Below are 23,954 nucleotides of genomic sequence, written 5' to 3'. Positions count from 1 at the left end.
TCTCCTTTCTATTCATTATAAGTCTGGTAAAGCTTCAGCATGGTAATCAGATTGGAGATCTGATCAATCTGCTGGTTTTGTCTGTCATTGCCATATTGCCGCAGCTGAGAAAGAATTTCTTCCGGATTGTGAGTTTCCGGCATGGCACATGCGGACATGGGACTGTTATAAAAAGAAAGCAGATGATTCATTTCAACCATTTTGATCAACAGTGCCAGAGTTCGTTGCATATTTTTAGGAAAGTAGGGAATCATGGCTTTATACATTTGCAGATTCTCACCGTTTGCAATCTGATCGACTGCCGGAATATCATGTTCCTGATTTGGTTCCATAGGAATTCCTTTTTTGTTTAGTATATGCAGTTACAGGAAAATGTATGATGCATATGCTGATACTATAGAGTAAGTATCAGGAGGAATGTGGTGAAAACTCATATAGTGATAGATGGAAATGCATTTTATGAAGTGGATGAAGAATGCCTGAAAAAGAGAGAGCAGTCTCAATATCTGAAAAAACAGCAGCGTAAAGACAGAAAAAACAATGACGAGAAGAAAAAAGATTAGAACTGACAAAAAGAAAAAACGGTACGTACCGGAAATCCGGCACGTACCGTCTTTAGTAAAAAGAGAATTCTGAGAAATCAGAAGTTCAGGCCACAGTCTCCATTGCAGCATAAAAGCAACAGAAGAATCAGCAGGCAATTGTTGTTTTCACCACATCCGCAGGAAGAATGGCCACAGCCGTTTCCGCCGCAGATATTCAGCAGCAGAAGAATCCAGATGATGGAGCATCCGCAGTTACCGTTGTTGTTGAAGAGAGAGCTACATCCGGAATTGCATCCATTATCACATCCGCAGTTTGTTGCTGTTAAATCACTCATGAGAAATCCTCCATGTTTTTCTATACAGTTCACTGTATGCAAAGGAGAGTACTTTGGTTACAGGAGAGAAGCAAATACTCCATACAGATCCAGTTCGCCGTATCCCCATTCCTGATTCGGATAAGAAAAAGAAGAGCGGCGTCTGGCACCACGAATCAGATAATTTTTTACAGAACGATTGGTCAGTGGCGAGTAAGAAAGTGAGGATCGTTCCATTCCCCAGTTAACCAGAAGAGCAATTGCACCGGCTGTCAGTGCACAGGAGAGAGACGTTCCGGTTTTTCTGATAAAAGGTGAAAGGGGTGGTCTTTCCTGAGAAGAACCGTCGGCAGCAGCCGAACCATAGACATCCACAGCCGGAGCAGCCAGTTCTGGCTTGATTTGATTGCTCAGTGTATAGCCTCTGCCAGAGGCAGGCCAGATGCTGCCAGATCGGCTGTCATAGCCTCCTACGGTGATTAATGCTTCTGTATTGCCGGGATTTGTGATTGTTGTATCAGGATCTGGGGTCAGAAAATAGACATCTTTTGATAAAAAGTTGCTGACAGGGAGCCACAGATGGAAAGTATTCTGTATCTGAGTCCGGTTTTGAATACGAAATGTCCAGATGCCTTCCGTAGGAGTAAGCATGCGGATAAGGATCAGTTGAAATCCAGAATGATATTCTGCAATTTCGTATCGAATTTCTATTACCGTGCGTTCACCGAAAAATTGATAGAAATTGCGAAGTCCCTGTTGTGGTGTAATTTCTGAAATCGTTTCTCCAAGGGGAGAGGTGACAGAGAGCGTGTACAAAGCTGGTGACAGAGCCCAAAATTCCATGCAGAATCCAGGATGAGCAGTACTGACATTTAGTTCTACCAGCATTGATTCCCTGGTGTTGTCAGAAGAAAAAAAGTGATGCCCGGATGAGGCCTCATTGCCAGCTGCGCAGGCGCAGAAACAGTTCTGATAATCTACATAATAGGTCAGAAGGCGGTCCAGTGCACTGTTTCCACTGTGGTCTCCCTGACTGGTGCCAAGTCCCATACAGATAACCAGTGGCTTTTCATATAGAATTGACAAAATAACCAGATAGCGGATTCCCATCATGATATCGGTTTCCTGAAAAACAGGCTGGTCGCTGTCGACCAGAAAATATTGCATCAGATATGGTTTGGCTTCTTTCAGACGGACAACAGCCAGATCTGCTTCCGGGGCAGCCCCAAGAAATTGATTCTCCGGATCCGGAGAGCCGGCAGCTACACCGGCAAGAAATGTGCCATGTCCATTTAGATCCCGGGAAGGAAGCAGTGAAAAAGGAGATTCACTTTGAAGTGCCAGATTAATCTGTTCTCTGGTATAAGCGGTACCATAGCCCAGGTCATACGGCGTTTCGGAAGAAGAAATCGTCTGATCCCAGATGCCAAGAATGCGGCTCTGGCCAGAAGTGGTACGAAAAGCTGGCCTGGTGTAGTCGATGCCGGTATCCAGAAATCCTAAAAGAACGCCTTTTCCTTTATATCCAAGGGATGGTCTGATTTGAACCTGAAGAATACCGGAAGCATTCAGACTCTCATAGTCCAGTGGAGTATAGAGTTTAGGAATATTAGAATAAGAAACACGATATTGCAGATCGGAATGCTCCCTTGGAACGTGAAGCATTCCAAGACGTCCTCCAAAAAGCTGTGCACCAAATGAGCGGTAAGTTTTCAGAAAATCTTCGGTATCCGATTGAACAGGGACAATGAGATCTGCATAAGTATTAGATAGTACCATTGTTTCTAGTGTATCAGCGGCCATAAAAAACACCTTTTGTATCTGTTCATTACCTTCACAGTGGGTTCTGAACAGCTACCATCTTTTTTTAAGTATATGTTGCCGCAGACAAAAAGTCAAAAGGGGAGATCTATTTGAAACAGGCAGTAAAAGTATTACAGGCAGAAAAAGCCTGGCAGAAAGGATGGACTGGAAAAGGAGTGCGGGTAGCAGTGCTGGATACTGGTGTGGCAAAGCATCCGGATCTGAAAAACAGAATGGTCTGCTTCAGAGATTTTGTAAATGGATCCCAGACATGCTACGATGATTATGGACATGGAACCCACGTTTCCGGGATTCTCTGCGGAGAAGGAACCTTGCAGAAAGAGTACCGGGGGATTGCTCCCGGAGCGGATCTGATCAGCCTGAAAGTGTTGGATAAAAATGGAAATGGAAAACGGGAACAGGTAATCCATGGGATACAATGGGTGATTCATCATTGTAAAGATTATGGAATTCGCATTATGAACATCTCAGTAGGAAGTGTACGGGAAGGAAATGAACAGGATCAGAAACTCATTGAGAGCGTGGAACAGGCCTGGGATCATAATATTGTTGTGGTATGTGCTGCAGGCAATCTGGGACCTTACCCATGCACGATTACAGCACCAGGCAACAGCCGAAAAGTGATTACGGTGGGGATGTCAGAAGATCAGCACAACTGGTATTCTGGATGTGGCCCTACTTATGCCTGTGTCTGCAAGCCGGATTTGGTGGCACCGGGAAACCAGATCTGGTCCTGCAATGCTTTTTGTACCGGTCGTTCTGGCACTGCCGGATCACGGAAATTCTACTGCCAGAAAAGCGGAACATCCATGGCAACGCCTATGATATCCGGAGCAATTGCATTACTGCTGGAAAAAGAACCCTGGCTGACAAATGTGGAAGTAAAAATGCGGCTGAAAGAATCAGCCAGAGATCTTGGAATGGAACGTAACCGTCAGGGATGGGGACAGCCGGATATATCGAAGTTACTGAGGTTATAGAATAAAAAATTCAGAAAGACGCAAAAAAATTTGGAACTGTATTAACAAAAATGAGGAATTATGTTATATTGAATACAAATTTACTTATGTGAAAGGACATATTTGGTATGGGCAAAGATAGATATGTTGCATATGTAGGTACGTATACCCATGGAAGCAGTGTGGGCGTTCATGTATATGATATGGATGTAGAAGCGGGGTATATGACAGAGAGGAACGTTGTTCCGGTGAATAATGCATCGCATCTGACGACATCTACTAACGGAAAGTATTTGTATTCTATTGCAGATGAAGGGGTAGAGGTACTGAAAATTAATCAGAAGACCGGCGATCTGACAGCAATCAATAAAGTGGGAATTGATGGTATGAGAGGCTGTTTTCTCTCTACAGATCAGAGGGGAAAGTTCTTGTTTGTGGCTGGTTATCATGATGGAAAGATTACCGTAGTGCATACCCATCGTGATGGCAGACTGGGCAGTGTGATGGATGGAATTTTTCATAAGGGGCTGTTCAGTGTAGCGGAGCGTAATTTTCGGCCTCATATCAGCTGTGCAATGCCGACACCAGATGGTAAGTTCCTGTGCGTAGTGGATTGCGGAATTGACCACATTAATATCTATAAGGTAAACCCAACCAGCGGAAAACTGACTCTGTTGGATATTGTACGATGTGATCTGGAATCTGGGCCGAGATTGATCCGATTTGGCAAGGATGGCCGGTTTGCCTATGTAAACTGTGAGCTGAGCAATGAACTGCTGGTTTACTCTTATGATGGCAGTGAGAAGATTCCAAAGTTTGAATTGCTTCAGAAAGTGGATACCCGAATGGATGTGCAGGAGATTGGATGCGCCAGCTCCGGGCTGCGGATTTCTCCAAGTGGAAGATATCTGTATTGTTCTACAGCTGGAGACAACAGTGTGGCGATCTATGAGATCAATCAGGAAACAGGCATGGTATCTGAGATCCTGAAACTGCCAATCAGTGGAAAGTATCCGAAAGATATTGAAGTATTTCCAGATGAGCGGACTCTGATCACACTGAATCATGAATCCAATGAGATTCGATTCTTTTCCATCGATTATGAGAAACATACATTAATTATGAAGGGCAGACCAATTTCGGTTGACACGCCGAACTGCATTCTGATTTATAAATTGTCCGGGGATGAAGAGACAGTGGAAAACAAATAGACACAAAAGGACGGTGAAATCTGTTTGAGATTTCGCCGTCCTTTTCAAATTATCTGTGATAGAAGCCTGCAATGTCATCTATCTTAGCGTACATATTGGAAAAAAGTGCATCCACTAAGGTGAGTGCAGCCATAGACTCCACCACAACGACAGCCCGCGGTACGATGATAGGATCATGACGTCCTTTGATACTGATATTGATTTCTTCATGATCTTTATTAACGGTATGCTGCTGTGCAGAAATAGAAGGCGTTGGCTTAAAGCCCACCCGGAAAAGCAGATCGCTTCCATCACTGATACCACCAAGCGTGCCACCGGAATGATTGGTTGTTTTCTGTACACTGCCATCAGAAGCAAGAGAAAATGCATCGTTGTTATCGCTGCCTAATGAACGGGAAGCTGCTATGCCATCCCCCAGTTCAAAAGACTTCACAGCGCCGATGGAGAACATTGCTTTGGCCAGATTGGCAGATAGCTTTTCGAAGACCGGATCACCAAGGCCTGGAACCATACCGGTCACAATGCATTCAACAACGCCGCCACAGGAATCTCCGTTCTTTTTACAGGTATCCAGATAGGCAGATGCTTCTTCAGCAGCCTGTGCATCCGGCATGTTCAGAGCGTTACATTCACGTTGGGAAAGGTCAAAACGATCCGCTGAGATGGTTATGGGACCAATCGATTTGCTGTAAGCTGTAATGTGGATGCCGAGAGTCTCCAGAATCTTAGCGGCAATGGCACCTGCTGCCACACGTCCAATGGTCTCGCGTCCGGAAGAACGACCACCACCCCGGTAATCCCGGAAACCATATTTTTCATCGAAGGTATAATCTGCATGTCCAGGCCGGTAATAAGATGCAATCTCTGAATAATCAGAAGAACGCTGTTGTTTATTAAACACGACCAGGGAGATTGGAGTGCCAGTGGTCTTCCCATCAAAGACACCAGAGAGAATCTCTACGGCATCATCTTCTTTACGAGGCGTAGAGTAGCGATTCTGTCCTGGCTTTCTGCGATCCAGAAATTTTTGAATATCCGCTTCTGTGAGGGGAATTCCGGCAGGACATCCATCTACAACAACCCCGAGAGCCTTTCCGTGGGATTCTCCCCAGGTAGAGATCTGAAAATGTTTTCCATATATTGAACCAGACATAAAAGCCTCCTTATTTTTTCAATCTTTTTTAGTATAACGAATTATGAAATAATTGTAAAGTAGGTTCGGTTCGTTGACAAACAAATAGGAAAAATCTATAATGTGACGTAGAAGTTTGAAGAAAAGGAGTTCACAGATGAAGTTTTTAAACAAAATGGAACGAAAGTTCGGAAGATATGCAGTGCGTAATCTGTCAGCTTACATCATTGCCTTTTATGTGGCGGGCTATTTGATGGAAGTGTTTACGCCAGACATTTTCAATTATCTGACACTGGAACCATATTATATTCTCCATGGTCAGGTGTGGCGTGTTGTGACATGGCTGCTTGTGCCGCCATCTTCACTGGATCTGTTTACCATTATTATGCTGTTTTTCTATTATTCAGTAGGAAATACGCTGGAACGGACCTGGGGTTCTTTCCGCTATAATGTTTATATTTTCGGTGGGGTGCTGGCTATGGTTGTGGGGGCCTTTATCCTTTATGGCATCCTTGGGGGAAATGTGATGTTTGCAACCCTGTTCACCACCTATTATGTAAATCTTTCGATTTTCCTGGCCTTCGCGGCAACCTATCCTGATACGCAGGTGATGCTTTATTTTCTGATTCCGATTAAGATGAAGTGGCTGGGTATTTTCTATGCAGTGATTCTTGCATTGAATTTCTTTACCAGCAGCTGGATTTATAAGATCATGATGGTGATGTCCATGCTGAACTTTATTGTATATTTTATCGGTACCCGGAATCTCAAGCGATATTCCTATCAGAATCAGAAACGAAAATGGGATTATCAGAAGGCTATGAATCAGGGACGTAAGACGGAACATAAGAATGCAGATGGCACTATCACCAGACATAAATGTGCGGTATGCGGAAGAACGGAGCTGGACGGAGACAATCTGGAGTTTCGTTTCTGTTCCAAATGTGAGGGAAACTATGAGTATTGTCAGGATCATCTGTTTACCCATGAGCATGTACGAAGACATTAATATAAGGAATACAAGAAGGAAGTATCATGAAGAAGTTTTTTCGTTATAAGATAAAATCAAAGGCATTGGCGACCGTGCTGATGTTGGCAATTCCGGTGGCAGCACTGATGTTGATGGAGAGTTATACTCATGTGCCATGGGATCTGACACCACCAATTTTCATCTTAAATCTGGTGGGCTACTACCTGATTTATCTGCTTGGAACCTTCCTATTTGGCGGTGTGGCAGGAGGTTATACTTTTGCCACGCTGCTTTTTATGTGCTGTGGTCTGGCTAATTACTGTGTGGTGTGTTTCCGGTCTTCACCGATTGTACCATGGGATATCTATTCGATTCGTACAGCAGTATCAGTGGCAGATAATTATAATATTGATATTACAGGAAAACTGATCGGGGTGGTGCTGGGATTTCTGGCTCTGACAGTACCTGGCGGAGTGTTGCCGGGAAAAGTGAAGAAGCTTCGCATTCGACTTGCGGGACTGGCACTTTCGATATGTTGTGTATTTGGATACGTAAAAGCAGTGGGAAGTGATGCGGTGATTGAGACAGTGGGGCTGGATACTACCTTATTTACGCCAAATGTATTGTATCGGAATAATGGCCTCCTGGCTGGTTTTGCAGGAAATATCCGTTTTATGAAAGTAGAAAAACCGGAAGGTTATTCTACAAAAGCAGCAGAGGAGGTTGCACAGAGCTACCAGACGCAGGAGACAACAACTGCAAAGAAGGACTTGCCGAATATCATTGTGATTATGAATGAAGCATTTTCGGATCTGTCCGTATTTGGTGATTTTCATGCCAGTGAAGATTATATGCCATTCATCCATTCTCTGGATAAAAATGTGCTGAAGGGGCATGCGTATGTATCAGTAAAAGGCGGGAATACAGCGAATTCCGAGTTCGAATTTCTTACCGGAGATTCTATGGCATTTATGCCGACGGGAAGTGTGCCATATCAGCAGTATGTAAAGAGCAAGATTCCAAGTCTGGCCTCCCGGCTGGGAGAACTCGGCTATACTACTACAGCGATCCATCCATATTATGGAAGCGGATGGAATCGGAATACAGTGTACCCATTGCTCGGATTTGACAATATGATTTTTAAGGATGCATTTACAGCACCGAAGAAGATCCGGAACTATATCAGTGATGAATCTGCATTTCAGAAAATTATCGATCTGTATGAGGAAAAAGGTACAGACGAGAAGCTGTTTGCATTTGAAGTAACCATGCAGAATCATGGGGGATACAGTAAGGATACCGATGACTTCAGGGAATCTGTATATCTGACCGATGAACTGAATCAGGGAACCCAGGTAAGAGCGGCAGAGAAATATCTGACGTTGATTCAGAAGAGCGATGAGGCATTTAAAGAACTGGTGGAATATTTTGAAAAACAGAAGGAGCCAACTATTATTCTGATGTTTGGGGATCACCAGCCTTCGGATTATATCACCAATGTTATCTTACGGGAACTTGACCTGGATCGGGATGAGTCGCAGGATGTATATTTTGACAATTATATTGTACCATATATCATGTGGTCGAACTACGATATGGATACTACGCAGGTGGAGAATATCAGTCTGAATTATCTGAGTGGACTCCTGATGGAAAAGGCTGGAATTGGACTTACTGGTTATCAGCAGTTCTTAAAAGATATGCAGGCAGAGCTGCCGGTGATAACAGCTAATATGGTGATGGAAGCAGATGGAGACCGGGAGCCGGAAAAAGATGTTCAGTCTGAGTGGATAGAAAATTACAATAAACTGGTATATAACCATCTTTGCGACAAAACCGGAAGGCTGTCTGGATTTTTTGAATAAGAAATAAAAAAAGGCTATGAGACGCTCGAAACTGAGAGTTCCTTAGCCTTTTTCGTTCTAAAATCGATGACTGAAAATAAAATCAGGTTTCTGTGATTTTACGATATTTTAAAGGCGACATTCCAACATTATTCTTAAAAAATCTGGAAAAAGAACTGATGCTGGAATAACCAACTTTCTGACTGATAATCTCGATGGAATAATCTGTATTGGCCAGATAGGACTTTGCCTTATTGATCCGCACCATAGAGATATAGTCGCTAAGCGGAAGATTCAGAAATTCGGAATGCGGATAACAGCATTTTCATAAAAACATACGAGATTATCGGAGATTGTAAAAATAATTTCCAACTGAGAATGAAGATGAAAAGTCTGCTTTTCGGTATGTTCTGCAAAATTCCCATATTGCAACAATGATATTTCTTTTGATTACGGTCTTACCTATAAAGGCGGAGTTATGATCCGTGAAGATTCCACCTGTAATATATCAGCAAGTATGTATGAAGATCTGTTCCAGGAAGCAGACCAGAAGTTTTTCAGACGGCGCTGTGACCGCCATGGCATCGATCTGAAAGGCATGGTTCATCTTGGCGTCTGCGTCGCTGCATGGATGGGTGAACCGGAAACAGACCCACGTGGGGAAGACTGCTAGTACGGTTTATTCTCTCCTTATTAATAAAATATAGCAGTTTTGGCAAGGAACCAGACGACAGTATGGCTGTTGTCTGGTTCCTTTGTTATGGTTAAAATTTATAAAAAAAGACACATCAAATATTGATGTATCTTCTACAGTCAGAATCATTTTTAACTGCCGGCAGCGGGACTTGAACCCGCACGTGGTTGCCCACAACAGATTTTGAGTCTGCCTCGTCTGCCATTCCGACACGCCGGCCTGAGGTCTGTGACTGAAAATTATATTAACATATCCGGATGACATTTGCAAGTGATTTTTTTTAAAATGAAACACGAAACAATTTGCCAGTAAACCAGATAGAAAAAAATAAATGAAAATGGTATACTATTAAAAACGCAGGCAGTAAACCAGAAGTCTGGAAAGGAGAAAGATATATCGTTATTGAAAGAAGACCAGACAGCGAAATTTTGACATTGAAATTTGGAATAGAATAGGATATGATTGAGATATTGAAAAAGTCCATGGTCGTTTAAGCGATGATGGATTTTTTTATCATAAAACAGCTTACAGACAGAGGTTTAAAAGAATGGATTGCAGAACAGTACAGCAGAAGATTATGCCTTATATAGAACGGAAGCTGTCGGATGCGGAACTGGAAGCTTTTCTGGATCATGTACAGCATTGTAAGTCCTGTAGCGAGGAATTAGAGGTATATTTTACAATTTACTATGCGCTGCAGAAGCTGGATTCCGATGATACAGAGTCTTTTGATATGCAGGAGATTTTGAAAAAAGATATGGAAAAGATGCAGATGCATCTACAGAAGAATGAATCTGTCCGTTTTTTGAAAAAGTTTTTTTATGTGATTGTAGGAATGGTGCTTGGAATTGCAGCATTTGTGGGAGTGGATGCATTGCTTCATGGAGGACTTCCCAACACACTGGTTTATCAGTGGATTACACCGGAGGAAGAACAGTCGCAGACAGAGTCTGGCAGAATGCCTCCGTTACAGCTACAATCGACAGAAGAACTGGAACCGGAGACGAATCATAAGCGGCAGATTATTGTGACGGTGCCGGAGACGGAGATGAATGTGGAGCCGGGACCGATACCGGATTAAGGATCCAAGTAAGAACAGGAGTATAACAGAAAATATGGAAAAAATTGTGTTAATCGATGGACATAGTATATTGAACAGGGCTTATTATGGTGTGCCGGATCTGACTAATTCAGAGGGATTGCATACCAATGCCGTATATGGGTTTTTGAATATTATGTTCAAGATTCTGGATGAGGAAAAGCCAGATTATTTTGCAGTAGCATTCGACCTGAAGGCACCGACATTCCGTCACAAACTGTATGAGCAGTATAAGGGAACCAGAAAACCGATGCAGGAGGAGCTGCGTCAGCAGGTGCCGGTGATCAAAGAGATGCTCACGGCCATGAAAGTGCCATTGATGATGCTGGAGGGATATGAAGCAGATGATCTGCTGGGAACAGTGGCTAAGAAAGCAGAAGCAGATGGCCTGGAGGCAGTTGTGGTATCAGGAGACCGAGATCTGCTGCAGCTGGCTGCCGATCATATTATGATCCGGATTCCGAAGACGAAAAAGGGTGGTACCGAGATCGAGAATTATCGCACGGAAGATGTGATGGAAAAGTACCAGGTGACACCGATCCAGATCATAGAATTAAAAGCACTGATGGGAGATTCTTCTGATAATATTCCGGGTATCCCTGGGGTGGGAGAAAAAACAGCAACAAAGCTGATCGTGGAATATGGATGCATTGAGAATGCTTACGCGCATGTGGAAGAGATTAAGCCGAATAAAGCCCGGGAATCTCTGAGAGACCATTATGATATGGCGCAGATGAGCAAGGAACTGGCAACGATCAATATTCACAGTCCCTTTGAACTGGATATGGAGCAGGCCCGTATGACAGATCTGTATACAAAAGAAGCGTTTGAACTTTGCAAAAGACTGGAATTCAAGAATATGCTTTCTAGATTTGAGATTGATCAAAGTGAGCAGAATCAGGTGGCGGAGAGCTTCCATGTAACATCAGATCTGCAACAGGCAGGAGAGTGGCTGGGACAGCTAAAAGAAGAAAAGCAAATCGGTTTCTTTTTGCTTTCTGACGAAGAAAAAGCATTTCGCGGAATGGCAGTCAGTGGAGCAAATGATACTTTTTTCTTCTGCAAGCAGGGCTTTTTGACAGAGGGCTATCTGACTTCGGCACTGGATGAATTGCTGCAGACGGCAGAACAGGCGGTGACCATTCAGTTAAAAGAACAGATGCATTTCTGGAAACCGGCAGAATCTGTTCGCAAAAAGATTCGGGATGCAGCAATTGCAGCCTATCTTCTGAATCCGTTAAAAGGAGAATATCCTTATGAGGATATGGCGAAGGATTATCTGGCAACTATGCTTCCTGGAAAAACAGAATTGCTGGGAAAGAGTAAGATAAAAGATCTGGATGAGGAGGATAAGATCCTGTCCGCTGTCGGCTGCTATCAGAGTTATACGGCTTTGCATGCAATGCCGGTTATGCTGGAAAAATTAAAAGCAGAAGAGATGGACTCTCTTTTTGAAGAAATGGAAATGCCTCTGGTATATGCGTTATCCGCTATGGAAAAAGCAGGTATCCGGGCTGATGCGGGTATTTTGAAAGAATACGCCGGAGAACTGTCAGAGAAAATCCATCAGCTGGAACAGGAAATTTACACTGATGCAGGGGAAGAGTTTAATATTAATTCTCCGAAGCAGCTTGGCTTGATTCTTTTTGAAAAACTGCAGATTCCTGGAAGCAAAAAAACAAAGAGCGGGTATTCTACGGCTGCGGATATTTTGGAGAACCTGGCACCGGAGTATCCAATTATTCAAAAAGTATTGGATTATCGGCAGGTGGCAAAACTGAAGTCAACCTATGCGGATGGATTGGCGTCTTTTATTGGTGAAGATGGAAGAATTCATGGAACATTCCATCAGACAGTGACGGCCACAGGGAGAATCAGCAGCACAGATCCGAATCTGCAGAACATTCCGATCCGCACCGAAATGGGGCGACTGTTTCGAAAGGTATTTTTGCCAAAAGAGAATTGGATCTTTATTGATGCAGATTATTCCCAGATCGAACTGCGCGTTCTGGCAGCATTATCAGGAGACGAAGCGTTGATCCATGCATTCCAGAATGGAATTGATATTCATACGCTGACAGCTTCGCAGGTATTCCATACTCCACTGGATCAGGTGACGCCACTTCAGAGAAGAAATGCCAAGGCAGTAAATTTTGGCATTGTTTATGGAATCAGCGCCTTTGGTCTGAGTCAGGACCTGAAAATTTCCAGGAAAGAGGCATCGGAGTACATTGACAGTTATTTTGCAAGCTATCCGAAGATTAAGGAATTCCTGGACAGGGCAGTGGCAGATGCAAAAGAAAAGGGTTATATTGCCACGTATTATCACCGAAGAAGACCGGTACCGGAACTGGCATCCAGTAATTTCATGCAGCGTTCTTTTGGAGAACGAATTGCCATGAATTCACCGATTCAGGGAACTGCAGCAGACATCATTAAGCTGGCTATGATTCGGGTAGATCAGCGACTTCGGGAAGAACAGCTGCAGGCACGTCTGGTGTTGCAGGTACATGATGAACTTCTCATTGAAGCGCCAAAGGAAGAAGAAGCAAGAGTGCGTGAAATTCTGCATCAGGAGATGCTGGGAGTAACCGATTTTGCCGTATCTATGGAGATTGATATACAGAGTGGAAGTGACTGGTATGAAGCACATTAAGATATTAGGAATTACAGGCGGGGTTGGTGCCGGAAAGAGTACCATCCTGTCTTATCTCGCACAGCAATATGGAGCCAGAGTGATCGAACTGGATAAAGCAGCACATCTTTGTATGCAGCCTGGGACATCCTGCTATGAACAGATCGTTGACCGATTTGGAAAAAAGATTCTGAAAGAGGATGGAAGTATTGACAGGCCGGTTTTGTCCAGGATTGTTTTTGCAGACCGTCAGGAAGTAGAAGCACTGAATCATATGGTGCATCCGGCGGTAAAAGCCTATATTCGAAAAGAGATTCGGAAAGAACGGGAAAGTGGAAAAGTGCCTTTTGTGGTGCTGGAGGCTGCACTGCTTCTGGAAGATCATTATGATGAGATCTGTGACGAGATCTGGTATGTGTATGTGGAGGAGGAAACAAGGATCAGGCGCCTTCAGAGTTCCAGAGGCTATACACCGGAGAAGACAAGAGCAGTTCTGAAGAATCAGAAAAGTGATGAAGAATTTCGCAGATTCTGTCAATTTATGATTGACAACAGCAGTGATAATGTAGAAAATACATATAAGCAAATAGATAGAGGGTTAATGACACATGGATTTTTGTAGTATAGCAAGCGGCAGCAGCGGAAACTGTACCTATACCGGTACAGATCATACCGCACTTCTGGTAGATGCAGGGGTCAGCGCCAGACAGATTGAAAAGGGGCTGAAGAGCATTGACCGGGCCGCAACAGATATAGATGGGATTCTGGTTACCCATGAGCATTCTGACCACATAAAGGGTCTGGGTGTTCTTTCCAGAAGATATGGGATTCCTATATATGGCACGAAGGGAACCTTGAATGCCATAGCTAATTGCAGCAGCTTAGGCACGATTGATGCAGGACTGTATCGGGAGATTCACGTAGATGAGGATTTTCAGGTAGGAGATGTGACAGTGCATCCCTTTGAGATTCCCCATGATGCAGCCCAGCCATCTGCTTACCGCATCAGTCACGAAGAGACTTCTGTTGCAGTGGTGACGGATCTGGGAGTATTCAGTGATTACATTATTGAGAATATGAAAGATCTGGATGCAGTGCTTCTGGAAGCCAATCATGACATTCGTATGTTACAGGCAGGCCCGTATCCTTATTATTTAAAGCAACGGATTCTCGGCACACACGGACACCTTTCCAATGAGAATGCAGGAAGACTTTTGTGCCGGGTATTGCATGACAATCTGAAACATATATTTCTCGGGCATTTGAGCAAGGAAAACAATTATGATGCGCTTGCTTATGAGACAGTTTGTATGGAGGTCACAATGGGTGAGAACCCTTATAAGGCATCGGATTTTCAGATCCGTGTCGCAGAACGCAGCGAAGTTTCACAGCTGGTGACAGTATAGAGAAAAGAGGAGGACATTATGAAGAAGACAATCATCACAGTAGTAGGAAAAGATACCGTAGGTATTATCGCCAGGGTATGTACTTATCTGGCAGAGAACAACGTGAATATTCTGGATATTTCACAGACCATTGTAGATGGTTTTTTTAACATGATGATGGTAACAGATGCAACCGCTTCAGAAAAAGATATTGCAGCTCTTGCAGGCGATCTGAAAGCTCTGGGAGAAGAGATTGGTGTGGTTATTATGTGCCAGCATGAAGAGATCTTCAATAAAATGCACAGAATTTAAGCGGGGTAGATGATTATGATTAATATATTTGAGGTCAATGAGACCAATAAAATGATATCTGAAGAGAACCTGGATGTCCGTACCATTACCCTTGGTATCAGTCTTCTGGACTGCATTGACACAGATCTGGAAAAATTAAATGACAATATTTACAGGAAGATTACCACACTGGCAGAGAATCTGGTAGCAACTGGCCAGGATATTGAGAATGAATATGGTATTCCGATTGTAAATAAGAGAATTTCTGTGACGCCGATCGCTTTGGTGGGAGCCAGTGCATGTAAAACGCCGGAAGATTATGTGACTATTGCCAGAACGCTGGATCGTGCTGCAAAAAAAGTGGGTGTGAACTTTATTGGCGGGTATTCTGCATTAGTCAGCAAAGGTATGACCAGAAGCGATGAAAATCTGATCCGTTCGATTCCACAGGCGCTGGCAGAAACTGAACGGGTATGCAGTTCTGTAAATGTGGGTTCTACTAAGACTGGTATTGACATGGATGCAGTTCGAATTCTTGGGGATATGATTCTGGAAACAGCGGAACTGACAAAAGAGAATGACTCTCTTGGATGCGCGAAGCTTGTGGTATTTTGCAATGCTCCGGACGACAACCCATTCATGGCTGGAGCATTCCATGGTGTTACCGAAGGTGATGCGGTGATCAATGTAGGTGTCAGCGGTCCTGGTGTAGTAAAACGTGCTCTGGAAAAAGTAAGAGGCGAGAACTTTGAGGTACTGTGCGAGACGATTAAAAAGACTGCGTTTAAAGTAACCCGTGTAGGACAGCTGGTAGCGCAGGAAGCATCCAGAAGGATGAATATTCCGTTTGGTATCATTGACCTGTCTCTTGCACCGACGCCTGCTATTGGAGACAGTGTGGCAGATATCCTTTGCGAAATTGGTCTGGAGTATGCAGGAGCACCAGGTACGACAGCTGCACTGGCACTGTTAAATGATCAGGTAAAGAAGGGTGGTGTAATGGCTTCTTCTTATGTAGGAGGCTTGAGTGGTGCCTTTATTCCGGTCAGTGAAGATCAGGGAATGATCGATGCAGTACAGGCAGGAGCTTTGAGCATTGAGAAGCTGGAAGCTATGACCTGCGTCTGCTCTGTAGGTCTGGATATGATCGCCATTCCTGGAGATACACCGGCCACTACGATTTCCGGTATCATTGCTGATGAGATGGCGATTGGTATGGTGAATCAAAAAACCACAGCAGTCAGAGTAATTCCGGTAATTGGAAAAGGGGTAGGCGAAATTGTACAGTTTGGCGGTTTGCTTGGCTATGCACCGATCATGTCGGTAAATCAGTTCTCCTGTGCAGATTTTGTAAACAGAGGCGGAAGAATTCCGGCACCAATTCACAGTTTTAAGAACTAAGAAAATGAAAAAAACCCGTCAGACCAGATCAGAGGATCACAATCTGACGGGTATTTTCATGCCGAAATGGCTGGTGGTATTTTTGAGAAAGTACGGATTCATAAATGTGAGAGGAAAGTGTCGTTTGCTGTAATTGGCAAATGGCAGTTTTTTTCCTCTCTTCATCATGAAAAGGAAAATCCAGGATATTTTTGGGGGCGTCTGCCATCTTGGTCAGAACCGGGATGTCAGAATGTGACTTGACCATCCTTAAAATCTGTGAAGATTTTCGGCGCATACCAAGAATCCTGGTGTACTGAGGGAGAAAAAGTGCAGGAGCAGCAGGATCCTGAATATCCAGAAGCAGGTGGAACAGTGCTCTCTGGATATGACCTCTGGTCTGATTCCTGGAGGTCAGCAGTTCGGTAAAATCAGCAAAATTTTGAAACAAAAAGCGATTCTGAAAGATTCTGTTTGCCAGAAAAGCATCAATATCAAAATAATCCTGAAGTTCTTCCGGTGTGCGAGCCAGCATCAGTCGATACTGTATCATAGAAGCAAAATCTTCAGCCTCTATGGGACCGTAGTTTTTGGCATAAGCCTGAAGAAGAATCCAGGCGGAAGCAGGCATATATTCCTGCAATGTAGCATCTTCTGCCAGGTAACGGGATGAATCTTCAGAAATACGTGCGCATTTGTGCAGAAGTGTGTTCCGGATTGCGGTAGCAGATGAAAAATGCCCGGTCAGATCAGGACTGTGATAACCAGACCCCACTCTTTGGATTGCATGTGGTGCAATGGGGCTTTGAAACCTTTTTAAAACACACAGATATTCCAGCGCCAGAATATTATTCGGAAGACGCAGAAAAGAAACATCTGTATGTAGATAATCAGAAAGCGCAGCAGAACGGGCAGCAGGATATCCCATTCCCTTTTTCAGATAAGAAAGAAGCAACTGCTGAAAGTCGACAGGCTCCCGGGACAGAAGTGAAGCAACCTGTTCAAAGTCTGAAAGACATTCCTGCTCAGTGCCAAAACAAAGAGTGTCGATACAGCCAAGACTGTTCAAAATGGAGACGCCGCCTCTGGCAAAATATTCGGCTCCGGCGCAGGCAAATGCCACAGGAAGTTCCAGCACCAGATCAGCGCCATTTTCCAAAGCCATGTGTGCGCGCACATATTTATCCAGTACAGCCGGTTCCCCCCGCTGCACAAAATCACCGCTCATGACAATCACCACATAATCAGAACCAGTTTCCTGGCGTACTTTTTCGATCTGATAGGCGTGGCCGTTGTGAAATGGATTATATTCAGTAATAATGCCGGCTATTTTCATAAACCCTCCGTTTTTTTAAAAATATAAGAAAAAGTGTAGCATTATTTGCAGGCAGATGCAAGGCAGAATGTCCTGTTTTGCGTGCAATAGAAAAAAAGGAAAAGAAATTGCAAAAAAAGAAAGAATCTTATTGATAATTTTGAAAAAAATCTTATAATAGACGGTGAGGACTGTTTCAAAACAAATACAATGGGATACAGTCAAATACAAAAAAAGGAGACAAAGATTATGCCATTAGTTACTACGACCGAGATGTTCAAAAAAGCATACAATGGTGGATATGCAATCGGAGCATTCAATGTTAACAACATGGAAATTGTACAGGGTATCACAGAAGCAGCAGGAGAACTGAAGAGTCCGGTTATTCTTCAGGTTTCCAAAGGAGCTCGTGCTTATGCAAACCATACATACCTTGTAAAATTAGTAGAAGCAGCAGTTATTGAGAACCCAGAGATCCCAATCGCTCTTCACCTGGATCACGGTGACAGCTTTGAACTTTGCAAGAGCTGTATTGATGGAGGATTTACATCAGTTATGATCGATGCTTCTTCCAAATCTTTTAAAGAAAATATCGAACTGACTAAAAAGGTAGTAGAATATGCACACGCTCATGGTGTTGTTGTAGAAGCAGAGCTTGGTACTCTGGCAGGTATTGAAGACGAAGTCGTTGTAGAAGCTGGTCATGAAAGCTATACACGTCCAGAAGAAGTAGAAGAATTCGTTGACAAGACAGGATGTGACTCTCTTGCAATCGCAATCGGAACAAGCCACGGTGCTTACAAGTTCACAGCTGATCAGTGTACACGTAACGAGGAAGGTATCCTTGTTCCACCTCCACTTCGTTTTGACGTTCTGGAAGAATGTGCTAAGAGACTGCCGGGATTCCCTATCGTACTTCACGGATCATCTTCTGTACCACAGGAATTTGTTAAGATGGTAAATCAGTACGGCGGAAATATGCCGGATGCAGTAGGTATTCCAGAAGAACAGTTAAGAAAAGCTGCTACAATGGCTGTATGCAAGATCAACATCGACTCCGATATCCGTCTTGCTATGACAGGTAACATCCGTAAATACTTTGCAGAACATCCAGATCACTTTGACCCACGTCAGTATCTGAAACCAGCTCGTCAGGCTGTAAAAGATATGGTTGCTCATAAGATCGTTAACGTTCTTGGAAGTAACGACAAGATCTGATCCTAAGAAACAAAAGGCGGGAAATCTTCTGATTTCCTGCCTTTTTTCGTGTGGAGTTATAAGACAGAAAGACTTTATATGAAAAGAAAAATAAAGTGTTTGGAAAAAAATTCATGAAAACACAGATTCCTGGTTGAAAAATCAATTTGTGAATAATATAATGAGATTTATGAGAGACTGTATACAGTCTGCTGTCAGAATATGGCAGTGTTATGGCATCAAAGTGCCGCCTGAGAGATCAGGAACATATCATACGAAAGGAGTCAAAGAATCATGGGATTTATTGACGTTATCAAAGAAAGAGCAAGAAACAATAAGAAGACAATTGTACTTCCGGAGACAGAAGACCGCAGAACTTACGAAGCTACGGCACAGATCTTAAAAGAAGGCGTTGCAAACGTTATTCTGGTCGGCAGCGAAGAAGCAGTTAAGAAGGGCAGCGAAGGACTGGATATTTCCGGAGCTGTAGTTGTAGATCCTGCTACATCTGAGAAGACACAGGGATATATTGATAAACTGGTTGAATTAAGAAGCAAAAAAGGTATGACACCAGAACAGGCTAAAGAGATTCTTCTGAATCAGTATCTGTACTATGGTGTTATGATGGTTAAGATGGGCGATGCAGATGGTATGGTATCTGGAGCATGCCACTCAACAGCAGATACTTTAAGACCATGTCTGCAGATTTTGAAAACAAAACCAGGTACAAAACTGGTATCTGCATTCTTCTTGATGGTAGTGCCAGACTGCGAATATGGTGCTAATGGTGCATTCGTATTTGGTGACAGCGGACTGGTTCAGGATCCAAATCCGGAAGAACTGGCAGCTATCGCAGCTTCTTCCGCAGAATCCTTCCAGTTACTGGTACAGGAAGAGCCAATCGTTGCTATGCTTTCTCATTCTACAAAGGGAAGTGCGAAACATGCACTGGTTGACAAAGTAGTAGAAGCTACCAAGATCGCAAAAGAAGAAAATCCGAACCTCAAACTGGACGGAGAATTACAGCTGGATGCTGCTATCGTACCAAGCGTTGGAGCATCTAAAGCACCAGGCAGCGATGTTGCAGGTAAAGCAAATGTTCTGATTTTCCCTAACCTGGATGCAGGTAATATCGGATACAAGCTGGCTCAGAGACTTGCAAAGGCAGAAGCATACGGACCTATCACACAGGGTATTGCAAAACCTGTAAATGACCTGTCCCGTGGATGCTCAGCAGAAGATATCGTAGGTGTTGTTGCGATTACAGCAGTTCAGTGCCAGGCTGAATAATATAATAATTTGGAGGATAGATTTCAATGAACGTATTAGTAATTAACTGCGGAAGTTCATCTCTGAAATATCAGCTGATCAACTCCGATACAGAAGCAGTACTTGCAAAAGGACTTTGTGAAAGAATCGGTATCGACGGAAGACTTACCTATCAGAAAGCAGGCGGAGAAAAAGAAGTAACAGAAGCTGCTATGCCTACCCATAAAGAAGCAATCCAGCTGGTACTGAATGCACTGACAAACGAAAAGACAGGTGCAGTAAAGAGCCTTGCTGAAGTAAATGCAGTAGGTCACAGAGTCGTACATGGCGGAGAAAAATTCGCAAGCTCCGTAGTCATCAATGACGAAGTATTAAAAGCAATCGAAGAATGCAACGATCTTGCACCTCTTCATAACCCGGCAAACCTGATCGGTATCAATGCATGCCGTGAACTGATGCCAGGAGTACCGATGGTAGCTGTATTTGATACTGCTTTCCATCAGACCATGCCAGAAAAAGCATATCTGTATGGTCTTCCATACGAATATTATGAAAAATATGCAGTACGTCGTTATGGTTTCCACGGAACATCTCACAGCTTCGTATCTAAGCATGCAGCAGAGTTCCTGGGACTGGATCTGGACAACTCAAAGATCATCGTTGCTCATCTTGGTAACGGTGCATCCATCAGTGCAGTACTGAATGGAAAATGCGTAGATACTTCTATGGGTCTGACTCCACTGGAAGGTCTGGTAATGGGAACACGTTCTGGTGATATTGATCCAGCTATTATGGAATTTATCGCAAAGAAAGAAAACCTGGATATCGCAGGTGTTATGAACGTACTGAACAAGAAGTCTGGTGTACAGGGTATCTCCAAAGTATCCAGTGACTTCCGTGATCTGGAAAGCGGAATGGAAGCAGGCAACAAGCTTTGTGCAGCAGCACTGGAAGTATTCTGCTACAGAGTAGCAAAATACATCGGATCTTATGTAGCAGCTATGAACGGTGTAGATGCAATCGCATTTACAGCTGGTATCGGTGAGAATGCTCCTTTGGTACGCGAAAAGGTTCTGGCTTACTTAGGATATCTTGGAATTTCTCTTGATGCAGAAGCAAACGGAAAACGTGGAGATGACTGTGTGATCTCTACTGCTGATTCTAAGGTAAAAGTTGCAGTAATTCCTACAAACGAAGAACTTGCAATCTGCCGCGAGACAGTAGCTTTAGTATAAAATCAGTTGGAACATTTAGAGCGTGGCAGATTGTTGCCACGCTCATTTTGCAAATTATGTAAATTTGTGATTGACAAATGAAAGACTGATAGTTATAATATACAGGTATGGATAGGATAGGAGGGCATTATGCAGGTTGATTTACATGATATTTTGAAAATCGACGGGAAAAAGATGCAGGTAAATGCTGAACTGGAGATGGATCAGTTCCATGGAACGTTTGGTGATTATCCTATCGTTCGTAAGAGTCCGGTATCTCTGGAGATTGTGAACAAAGGAGATCGGAACTTACAGATAAAGGGAAGTTCAGAAGTTGTTCTGGCTATTCCCTGTGACCGGTGTCTGGAAGAAGTTGATACGCGGATTCCGCTTGATTTCGAGAAAGAAGTTGATATGAAGCTGGATGAAGAAGAACGGGTTCAGGCATTGGATGAACAGTATTTTATAGAAGGATACAATCTGGATGTGGATAAGCTTGTCTGTTCAGAGATGCTGGTAAGTTGGCCATCAAAGGTATTATGTAAGGAGAACTGCAAAGGACTCTGCAATACCTGCGGGACCAATTTGAATCTGAAGACTTGCGATTGTGAGCCTACAGATTTGGATCCCAGGATGGCACAGATCCAGGAAATCTTTAACAAATTTAAGGAGGTGTAAACCATGTCAATCTGTCCAAAGAATAAATCTTCTAAAGGTAGAAGAGACAAGAGAAGAGCTAACTGGAAGATGGTAGCTCCAAACCTTGTAAAATGCAGCAAGTGCGGCGAACTGATGATGTCTCACAGAGTATGCAAGAACTGCGGTACTTACAACAAAAAAGAGATCATTGCTCAGGACTAATTTGAAAAGAGATAGAATCAAGGGTTAAGTCAGTATGACTTAGCCCTTTTCTATTTTTTCCTTGTTTTGATTGAGTTCACAGACAACATAGGCTATAATGATTCTAGCCTATTTATATGGGAAGAATAGTTTAAAAGATAAGACAGGAGAAAAAATGCTGACAGATGAACGGTTATATGAGCGTTATTTTCTTGGTGAAAAAGAAGCTGCGGAGCAATTGGTGAAACGATATGGAGATTCACTGATTCGTTATATCAGTGGGTATATTTCTGATTATCATGAGTCGGAGGATCTGATGATTGAGGCGTTTGCCCAGATGTTTGCGAAAAAACGACCGGTTACAGAGGGCCATTGCTTTAAAGCCTACCTTTATAAAACATCGCGAAATCTGGCGCTGCGTCATAATAAGAGAAAGAGATTTCCATTACTGGAACTGCATCAGACAGGATTTGAGATGTCCGGAGTCATGAGTGCGGATGCAGATCTGCTAAGGAAGGAACAGAACCGCCAGCTGTTCCAGGCATTAGAACAGGTGAAAAAGGAGTATCGGGAAGTTCTGTACCTGCTGTATTTTGAAGAGATGAAATATGAAGAGGCAGGAAGGGTTATGGGCAAAAGTGTACCACAGATTACCAATCTTGCTCACAGAGCGAAAAAAAGTATAAAGAAAATTCTGGAAAGGGAGGGATTTACCTATGCGCACCAATGAAGAACGAATGAATCTGATCTTTAGCAGGGCAGAAGAGATTCAGAAAGAACAGCAAAAAAGAAAACAGCGTTGGATAGAAGTTGGATGTGTAGCTGTCTGTATGGTGCTGATCATCGCACTTGGTATTGGTATGCCAGGAATCATGGGACATGCAGTATCCGGATCTGTAACGCATAATTCAGGTGCCGCCAGCCTGATTGCCAGTCAGTCTCAGCTGGGGTACATTGTAGTTGGAATCTTTTCCTTTGCTTTGGGCTGTATTACGACGATTTTATTATATCGTATCAAAGAACGCAGAAAAGATCAGGCGGAGCGAAAGTTATGAGTTTTGAAGTGATAGATAATGGTATTCAGGTTGGCCTGTTTCTGTTGTTTGCTCTGTTTTCTCTGATTCATGGAATACGTAAGCAGGATCGCAGATTCTGGATTCTGTCCGGATGTTATGCCTGTTTTTCTATGGGGACCTTATATTATCTGATTTATCTGGTAATTATGGGAAAAGTGCCGCAGGTCTTCTACGTGTCAGAGATTGCCTGGATGGCATCATATCTGTTCTTGTTGGCACTGTGTCTGATGGTAACGGGAAAATGTCAGAAGCGGCATTCTATAGTAGCCTGTGTATTAACTGCAACAGAGGTGGCAGTTGTCATAGGAAAGCGGATTTTTGGTCCATCGTATCCTTTTTCCATTATTTTTGCTATGGTAATCGGTGTAATCTTTTATCACGCGGTACTTGATGTGCAAGAGAACAGGAGGGGAATCAGTTTTTCTATGATTGGATTGATTGTATGGCAGCTGCTCCTTTATATTGTGTCAGAACATATAAGAGATTATACACCGTTCAACCTTTATTTTGTAGTAGACTTCCTTCTGATGGCAACCGTGTGTAGTTTGTTTTTCTGGCTGAAAAAGGAGGAACGTGAATGAGTTATCTGGAGAATATTCTGGTCTGTATTGGTGTGCCATTTCTGCTTGCGCTTCTTTTTGTGAAGGGAAAACAGAAAGAATATTTGGGATTTATTCTTTGTGGGATGTGCTGCTGTCTCCTGGCCGCTTATGTAACCAGTTTTTTTATGGCAAGCTATGTGCTGACGCACTAGTTACAT

Annotated in this window: 27 protein-coding genes and 1 tRNA gene; 21 read left to right on the top strand and 7 right to left on the bottom strand. The window is 43.2% G+C overall.

Features of this window, described 5'->3' with window-relative positions:
- Positions 1 to 8 precede the first annotated feature (8 nt).
- A complete protein-coding gene (locus OCV47_RS01480; protein ID WP_262653261.1) occupies positions 9 to 332 on the bottom strand; it encodes a hypothetical protein in 324 nt (107 codons plus the stop codon).
- 90 nt (positions 333 to 422) lie between these two features.
- Between OCV47_RS01480 and OCV47_RS01475 the strand changes: the two genes are divergently transcribed.
- Positions 423 to 563, top strand: coding sequence for a hypothetical protein (locus tag OCV47_RS01475; protein WP_256296516.1), 141 nt, complete (start codon positions 423 to 425; stop codon positions 561 to 563).
- A gap of 77 nt (positions 564 to 640) precedes the next feature.
- Here OCV47_RS01475 and OCV47_RS01470 read toward each other — a convergent pair whose 3' ends face one another.
- Together OCV47_RS01470 and OCV47_RS01465 are read right to left on the bottom strand one after the other, a co-directional pair.
- Positions 641 to 880 (bottom strand): chorion class high-cysteine HCB protein 13, encoded by a 240-nt coding sequence (locus OCV47_RS01470; protein ID WP_117449056.1) that lies wholly within the window; start codon positions 878 to 880, stop codon positions 641 to 643.
- 57 nt (positions 881 to 937) lie between these two features.
- Entirely contained in the window at positions 938 to 2,662 is a 1,725-nt protein-coding gene (locus tag OCV47_RS01465; protein WP_262653259.1) for a S8 family peptidase, read from the bottom strand.
- A gap of 110 nt (positions 2,663 to 2,772) precedes the next feature.
- Here OCV47_RS01465 and OCV47_RS01460 point away from each other — a divergent pair, with 110 nt between their 5' ends.
- Positions 2,773 to 3,663 carry a S8 family peptidase gene (locus OCV47_RS01460; protein ID WP_256296513.1) on the top strand — a complete coding sequence of 297 codons (891 nt, stop codon included), beginning with the start codon at positions 2,773 to 2,775 and terminating at the stop codon, positions 3,661 to 3,663.
- Between the two features lie 107 nt (positions 3,664 to 3,770).
- Positions 3,771 to 4,853 carry a lactonase family protein gene (locus OCV47_RS01455; RefSeq protein ID WP_117449052.1) on the top strand — a complete coding sequence of 361 codons (1,083 nt, stop codon included), beginning with the start codon at positions 3,771 to 3,773 and terminating at the stop codon, positions 4,851 to 4,853.
- A gap of 49 nt (positions 4,854 to 4,902) precedes the next feature.
- Here the strand turns inward: OCV47_RS01455 and aroC are convergent, their stop codons facing one another.
- Complete coding sequence (aroC, locus tag OCV47_RS01450; protein ID WP_262653257.1) at positions 4,903 to 6,006, bottom strand: chorismate synthase; 1,104 nt, start codon at positions 6,004 to 6,006, stop codon at positions 4,903 to 4,905.
- A gap of 136 nt (positions 6,007 to 6,142) precedes the next feature.
- Between aroC and OCV47_RS01445 the strand changes: the two genes are divergently transcribed.
- Both OCV47_RS01445 and OCV47_RS01440 read left to right on the top strand, forming a co-directional pair.
- Positions 6,143 to 6,994 carry a hypothetical protein gene (locus OCV47_RS01445; protein WP_262653254.1) on the top strand — a complete coding sequence of 284 codons (852 nt, stop codon included), beginning with the start codon at positions 6,143 to 6,145 and terminating at the stop codon, positions 6,992 to 6,994.
- Between the two features lie 26 nt (positions 6,995 to 7,020).
- Positions 7,021 to 8,820: an LTA synthase family protein gene (locus OCV47_RS01440; RefSeq protein ID WP_262653252.1), complete on the top strand. Its 1,800-nt coding sequence runs from the start codon at positions 7,021 to 7,023 to the stop codon at positions 8,818 to 8,820.
- Between the two features lie 82 nt (positions 8,821 to 8,902).
- Here the strand turns inward: OCV47_RS01440 and OCV47_RS16135 are convergent, their stop codons facing one another.
- Positions 8,903 to 9,097, bottom strand: coding sequence for a helix-turn-helix domain-containing protein (locus OCV47_RS16135; protein ID WP_416888003.1), 195 nt, complete (start codon positions 9,095 to 9,097; stop codon positions 8,903 to 8,905).
- A gap of 180 nt (positions 9,098 to 9,277) precedes the next feature.
- Between OCV47_RS16135 and OCV47_RS01435 the strand changes: the two genes are divergently transcribed.
- Positions 9,278 to 9,472 carry a hypothetical protein gene (locus tag OCV47_RS01435; RefSeq protein ID WP_262653250.1) on the top strand — a complete coding sequence of 65 codons (195 nt, stop codon included), beginning with the start codon at positions 9,278 to 9,280 and terminating at the stop codon, positions 9,470 to 9,472.
- A 157-nt stretch (positions 9,473 to 9,629) separates the two neighbouring features.
- Here OCV47_RS01435 and OCV47_RS01430 read toward each other — a convergent pair.
- Positions 9,630 to 9,712: transfer RNA gene (locus tag OCV47_RS01430), tRNA-Leu, on the bottom strand.
- A 328-nt stretch (positions 9,713 to 10,040) separates the two neighbouring features.
- Here OCV47_RS01430 and OCV47_RS01425 point away from each other — a divergent pair.
- The 6 genes from OCV47_RS01425 to OCV47_RS01400 are packed head-to-tail and all read left to right on the top strand — an operon-like array spanning position 10,041 to position 16,304.
- Positions 10,041 to 10,574, top strand: coding sequence for an anti-sigma factor family protein (locus OCV47_RS01425; protein ID WP_262653248.1), 534 nt, complete (start codon positions 10,041 to 10,043; stop codon positions 10,572 to 10,574).
- Between the two features lie 34 nt (positions 10,575 to 10,608).
- Complete coding sequence (gene polA, locus OCV47_RS01420; RefSeq protein ID WP_262653246.1) at positions 10,609 to 13,248, top strand: DNA polymerase I; 2,640 nt, start codon at positions 10,609 to 10,611, stop codon at positions 13,246 to 13,248.
- Positions 13,235 to 13,849, top strand: coding sequence for a dephospho-CoA kinase (coaE, locus tag OCV47_RS01415; protein WP_256296501.1), 615 nt, complete (start codon positions 13,235 to 13,237; stop codon positions 13,847 to 13,849). The genes polA and coaE overlap by 14 nt, the downstream gene beginning before the upstream one ends.
- Positions 13,836 to 14,633 carry an MBL fold metallo-hydrolase gene (locus OCV47_RS01410; protein WP_256296499.1) on the top strand — a complete coding sequence of 266 codons (798 nt, stop codon included), beginning with the start codon at positions 13,836 to 13,838 and terminating at the stop codon, positions 14,631 to 14,633. The genes coaE and OCV47_RS01410 overlap by 14 nt, the downstream gene beginning before the upstream one ends.
- Before the next feature lie 18 nt (positions 14,634 to 14,651).
- Positions 14,652 to 14,924 carry an ACT domain-containing protein gene (locus OCV47_RS01405; RefSeq protein WP_117449042.1) on the top strand — a complete coding sequence of 91 codons (273 nt, stop codon included), beginning with the start codon at positions 14,652 to 14,654 and terminating at the stop codon, positions 14,922 to 14,924.
- Positions 14,925 to 14,939: 15 nt separating this feature from the next.
- Positions 14,940 to 16,304 (top strand): PFL family protein, encoded by a 1,365-nt coding sequence (locus OCV47_RS01400; protein WP_262653242.1) that lies wholly within the window; start codon positions 14,940 to 14,942, stop codon positions 16,302 to 16,304.
- 28 nt (positions 16,305 to 16,332) lie between these two features.
- Here the strand turns inward: OCV47_RS01400 and OCV47_RS01395 are convergent, their stop codons facing one another.
- On the bottom strand, positions 16,333 to 17,619 hold the full coding sequence (locus OCV47_RS01395) for a nucleotidyltransferase (RefSeq protein WP_262653239.1): 1,287 nt from the start codon (positions 17,617 to 17,619) through the stop codon (positions 16,333 to 16,335).
- Between the two features lie 228 nt (positions 17,620 to 17,847).
- Between OCV47_RS01395 and fba the strand changes: the two genes are divergently transcribed.
- The 9 genes from fba to OCV47_RS01350 all read left to right on the top strand — a co-directional run bounded on the left by fba (position 17,848) and on the right by OCV47_RS01350 (position 23,948).
- Positions 17,848 to 18,816, top strand: coding sequence for a class II fructose-1,6-bisphosphate aldolase (fba, locus tag OCV47_RS01390; RefSeq protein WP_117449077.1), 969 nt, complete (start codon positions 17,848 to 17,850; stop codon positions 18,814 to 18,816).
- 273 nt (positions 18,817 to 19,089) lie between these two features.
- Entirely contained in the window at positions 19,090 to 20,085 is a 996-nt protein-coding gene (pta, locus tag OCV47_RS01385; protein ID WP_262653237.1) for a phosphate acetyltransferase, read from the top strand.
- A 26-nt stretch (positions 20,086 to 20,111) separates the two neighbouring features.
- Positions 20,112 to 21,299, top strand: a complete 1,188-nt coding sequence (locus OCV47_RS01380; protein WP_262653235.1) for an acetate kinase — start codon at positions 20,112 to 20,114, stop codon at positions 21,297 to 21,299.
- A gap of 129 nt (positions 21,300 to 21,428) precedes the next feature.
- Positions 21,429 to 21,956 (top strand): YceD family protein, encoded by a 528-nt coding sequence (locus OCV47_RS01375; protein ID WP_262653233.1) that lies wholly within the window; start codon positions 21,429 to 21,431, stop codon positions 21,954 to 21,956.
- Between the two features lie 3 nt (positions 21,957 to 21,959).
- Positions 21,960 to 22,139: a 50S ribosomal protein L32 gene (gene rpmF, locus OCV47_RS01370; RefSeq protein ID WP_117449037.1), complete on the top strand. Its 180-nt coding sequence runs from the start codon at positions 21,960 to 21,962 to the stop codon at positions 22,137 to 22,139.
- A gap of 154 nt (positions 22,140 to 22,293) precedes the next feature.
- Positions 22,294 to 22,848 carry an RNA polymerase sigma factor gene (locus OCV47_RS01365; protein ID WP_262653231.1) on the top strand — a complete coding sequence of 185 codons (555 nt, stop codon included), beginning with the start codon at positions 22,294 to 22,296 and terminating at the stop codon, positions 22,846 to 22,848.
- Positions 22,835 to 23,173: a hypothetical protein gene (locus OCV47_RS01360; RefSeq protein WP_262653230.1), complete on the top strand. Its 339-nt coding sequence runs from the start codon at positions 22,835 to 22,837 to the stop codon at positions 23,171 to 23,173. Before OCV47_RS01365 ends, OCV47_RS01360 begins: the two co-directional genes overlap by 14 nt.
- Positions 23,170 to 23,775, top strand: coding sequence for a hypothetical protein (locus tag OCV47_RS01355; protein WP_262653228.1), 606 nt, complete (start codon positions 23,170 to 23,172; stop codon positions 23,773 to 23,775). Before OCV47_RS01360 ends, OCV47_RS01355 begins: the two co-directional genes overlap by 4 nt.
- Positions 23,772 to 23,948 carry a hypothetical protein gene (locus OCV47_RS01350; protein ID WP_262653227.1) on the top strand — a complete coding sequence of 59 codons (177 nt, stop codon included), beginning with the start codon at positions 23,772 to 23,774 and terminating at the stop codon, positions 23,946 to 23,948. Before OCV47_RS01355 ends, OCV47_RS01350 begins: the two co-directional genes overlap by 4 nt.
- Positions 23,949 to 23,954: the final 6 nt, after the last annotated feature.

The sequence above is a fragment of the Muricoprocola aceti genome (assembly GCF_025567005.1).
Lineage (GTDB): Bacteria > Bacillota > Clostridia > Lachnospirales > Lachnospiraceae > Marvinbryantia > Marvinbryantia aceti.
The sequence above is the reverse complement of the archived record's forward strand: the minus strand, read 5'-3'. Positions and strand labels throughout refer to the sequence as shown.

Coding starts and splice junctions, on each gene's coding strand:
- polA (WP_262653246.1), top strand. CDS start 10,609: ATGGAAAAAATTGTGTTAATCGATGGACATAGTATATTGAACAGGGCT.
- OCV47_RS01455 (WP_117449052.1), top strand. CDS start 3,771: ATGGGCAAAGATAGATATGTTGCATATGTAGGTACGTATACCCATGGA.
- OCV47_RS01375 (WP_262653233.1), top strand. CDS start 21,429: ATGCAGGTTGATTTACATGATATTTTGAAAATCGACGGGAAAAAGATG.
- OCV47_RS01480 (WP_262653261.1), bottom strand. CDS start 332: ATGGAACCAAATCAGGAACATGATATTCCGGCAGTCGATCAGATTGCA.
- OCV47_RS01465 (WP_262653259.1), bottom strand. CDS start 2,662: ATGGCCGCTGATACACTAGAAACAATGGTACTATCTAATACTTATGCA.
- coaE (WP_256296501.1), top strand. CDS start 13,235: ATGAAGCACATTAAGATATTAGGAATTACAGGCGGGGTTGGTGCCGGA.
- OCV47_RS01405 (WP_117449042.1), top strand. CDS start 14,652: ATGAAGAAGACAATCATCACAGTAGTAGGAAAAGATACCGTAGGTATT.
- aroC (WP_262653257.1), bottom strand. CDS start 6,006: ATGTCTGGTTCAATATATGGAAAACATTTTCAGATCTCTACCTGGGGA.
- OCV47_RS01425 (WP_262653248.1), top strand. CDS start 10,041: ATGGATTGCAGAACAGTACAGCAGAAGATTATGCCTTATATAGAACGG.
- OCV47_RS01380 (WP_262653235.1), top strand. CDS start 20,112: ATGAACGTATTAGTAATTAACTGCGGAAGTTCATCTCTGAAATATCAG.
- OCV47_RS01365 (WP_262653231.1), top strand. CDS start 22,294: ATGCTGACAGATGAACGGTTATATGAGCGTTATTTTCTTGGTGAAAAA.
- OCV47_RS01400 (WP_262653242.1), top strand. CDS start 14,940: ATGATTAATATATTTGAGGTCAATGAGACCAATAAAATGATATCTGAA.
- OCV47_RS01350 (WP_262653227.1), top strand. CDS start 23,772: ATGAGTTATCTGGAGAATATTCTGGTCTGTATTGGTGTGCCATTTCTG.
- OCV47_RS01440 (WP_262653252.1), top strand. CDS start 7,021: ATGAAGAAGTTTTTTCGTTATAAGATAAAATCAAAGGCATTGGCGACC.
- OCV47_RS01355 (WP_262653228.1), top strand. CDS start 23,170: ATGAGTTTTGAAGTGATAGATAATGGTATTCAGGTTGGCCTGTTTCTG.
- fba (WP_117449077.1), top strand. CDS start 17,848: ATGCCATTAGTTACTACGACCGAGATGTTCAAAAAAGCATACAATGGT.
- OCV47_RS01435 (WP_262653250.1), top strand. CDS start 9,278: ATGATCCGTGAAGATTCCACCTGTAATATATCAGCAAGTATGTATGAA.
- OCV47_RS01470 (WP_117449056.1), bottom strand. CDS start 880: ATGAGTGATTTAACAGCAACAAACTGCGGATGTGATAATGGATGCAAT.
- OCV47_RS01395 (WP_262653239.1), bottom strand. CDS start 17,619: ATGAAAATAGCCGGCATTATTACTGAATATAATCCATTTCACAACGGC.
- OCV47_RS01360 (WP_262653230.1), top strand. CDS start 22,835: ATGCGCACCAATGAAGAACGAATGAATCTGATCTTTAGCAGGGCAGAA.
- OCV47_RS01445 (WP_262653254.1), top strand. CDS start 6,143: ATGAAGTTTTTAAACAAAATGGAACGAAAGTTCGGAAGATATGCAGTG.
- pta (WP_262653237.1), top strand. CDS start 19,090: ATGGGATTTATTGACGTTATCAAAGAAAGAGCAAGAAACAATAAGAAG.
- OCV47_RS01410 (WP_256296499.1), top strand. CDS start 13,836: ATGGATTTTTGTAGTATAGCAAGCGGCAGCAGCGGAAACTGTACCTAT.
- rpmF (WP_117449037.1), top strand. CDS start 21,960: ATGTCAATCTGTCCAAAGAATAAATCTTCTAAAGGTAGAAGAGACAAG.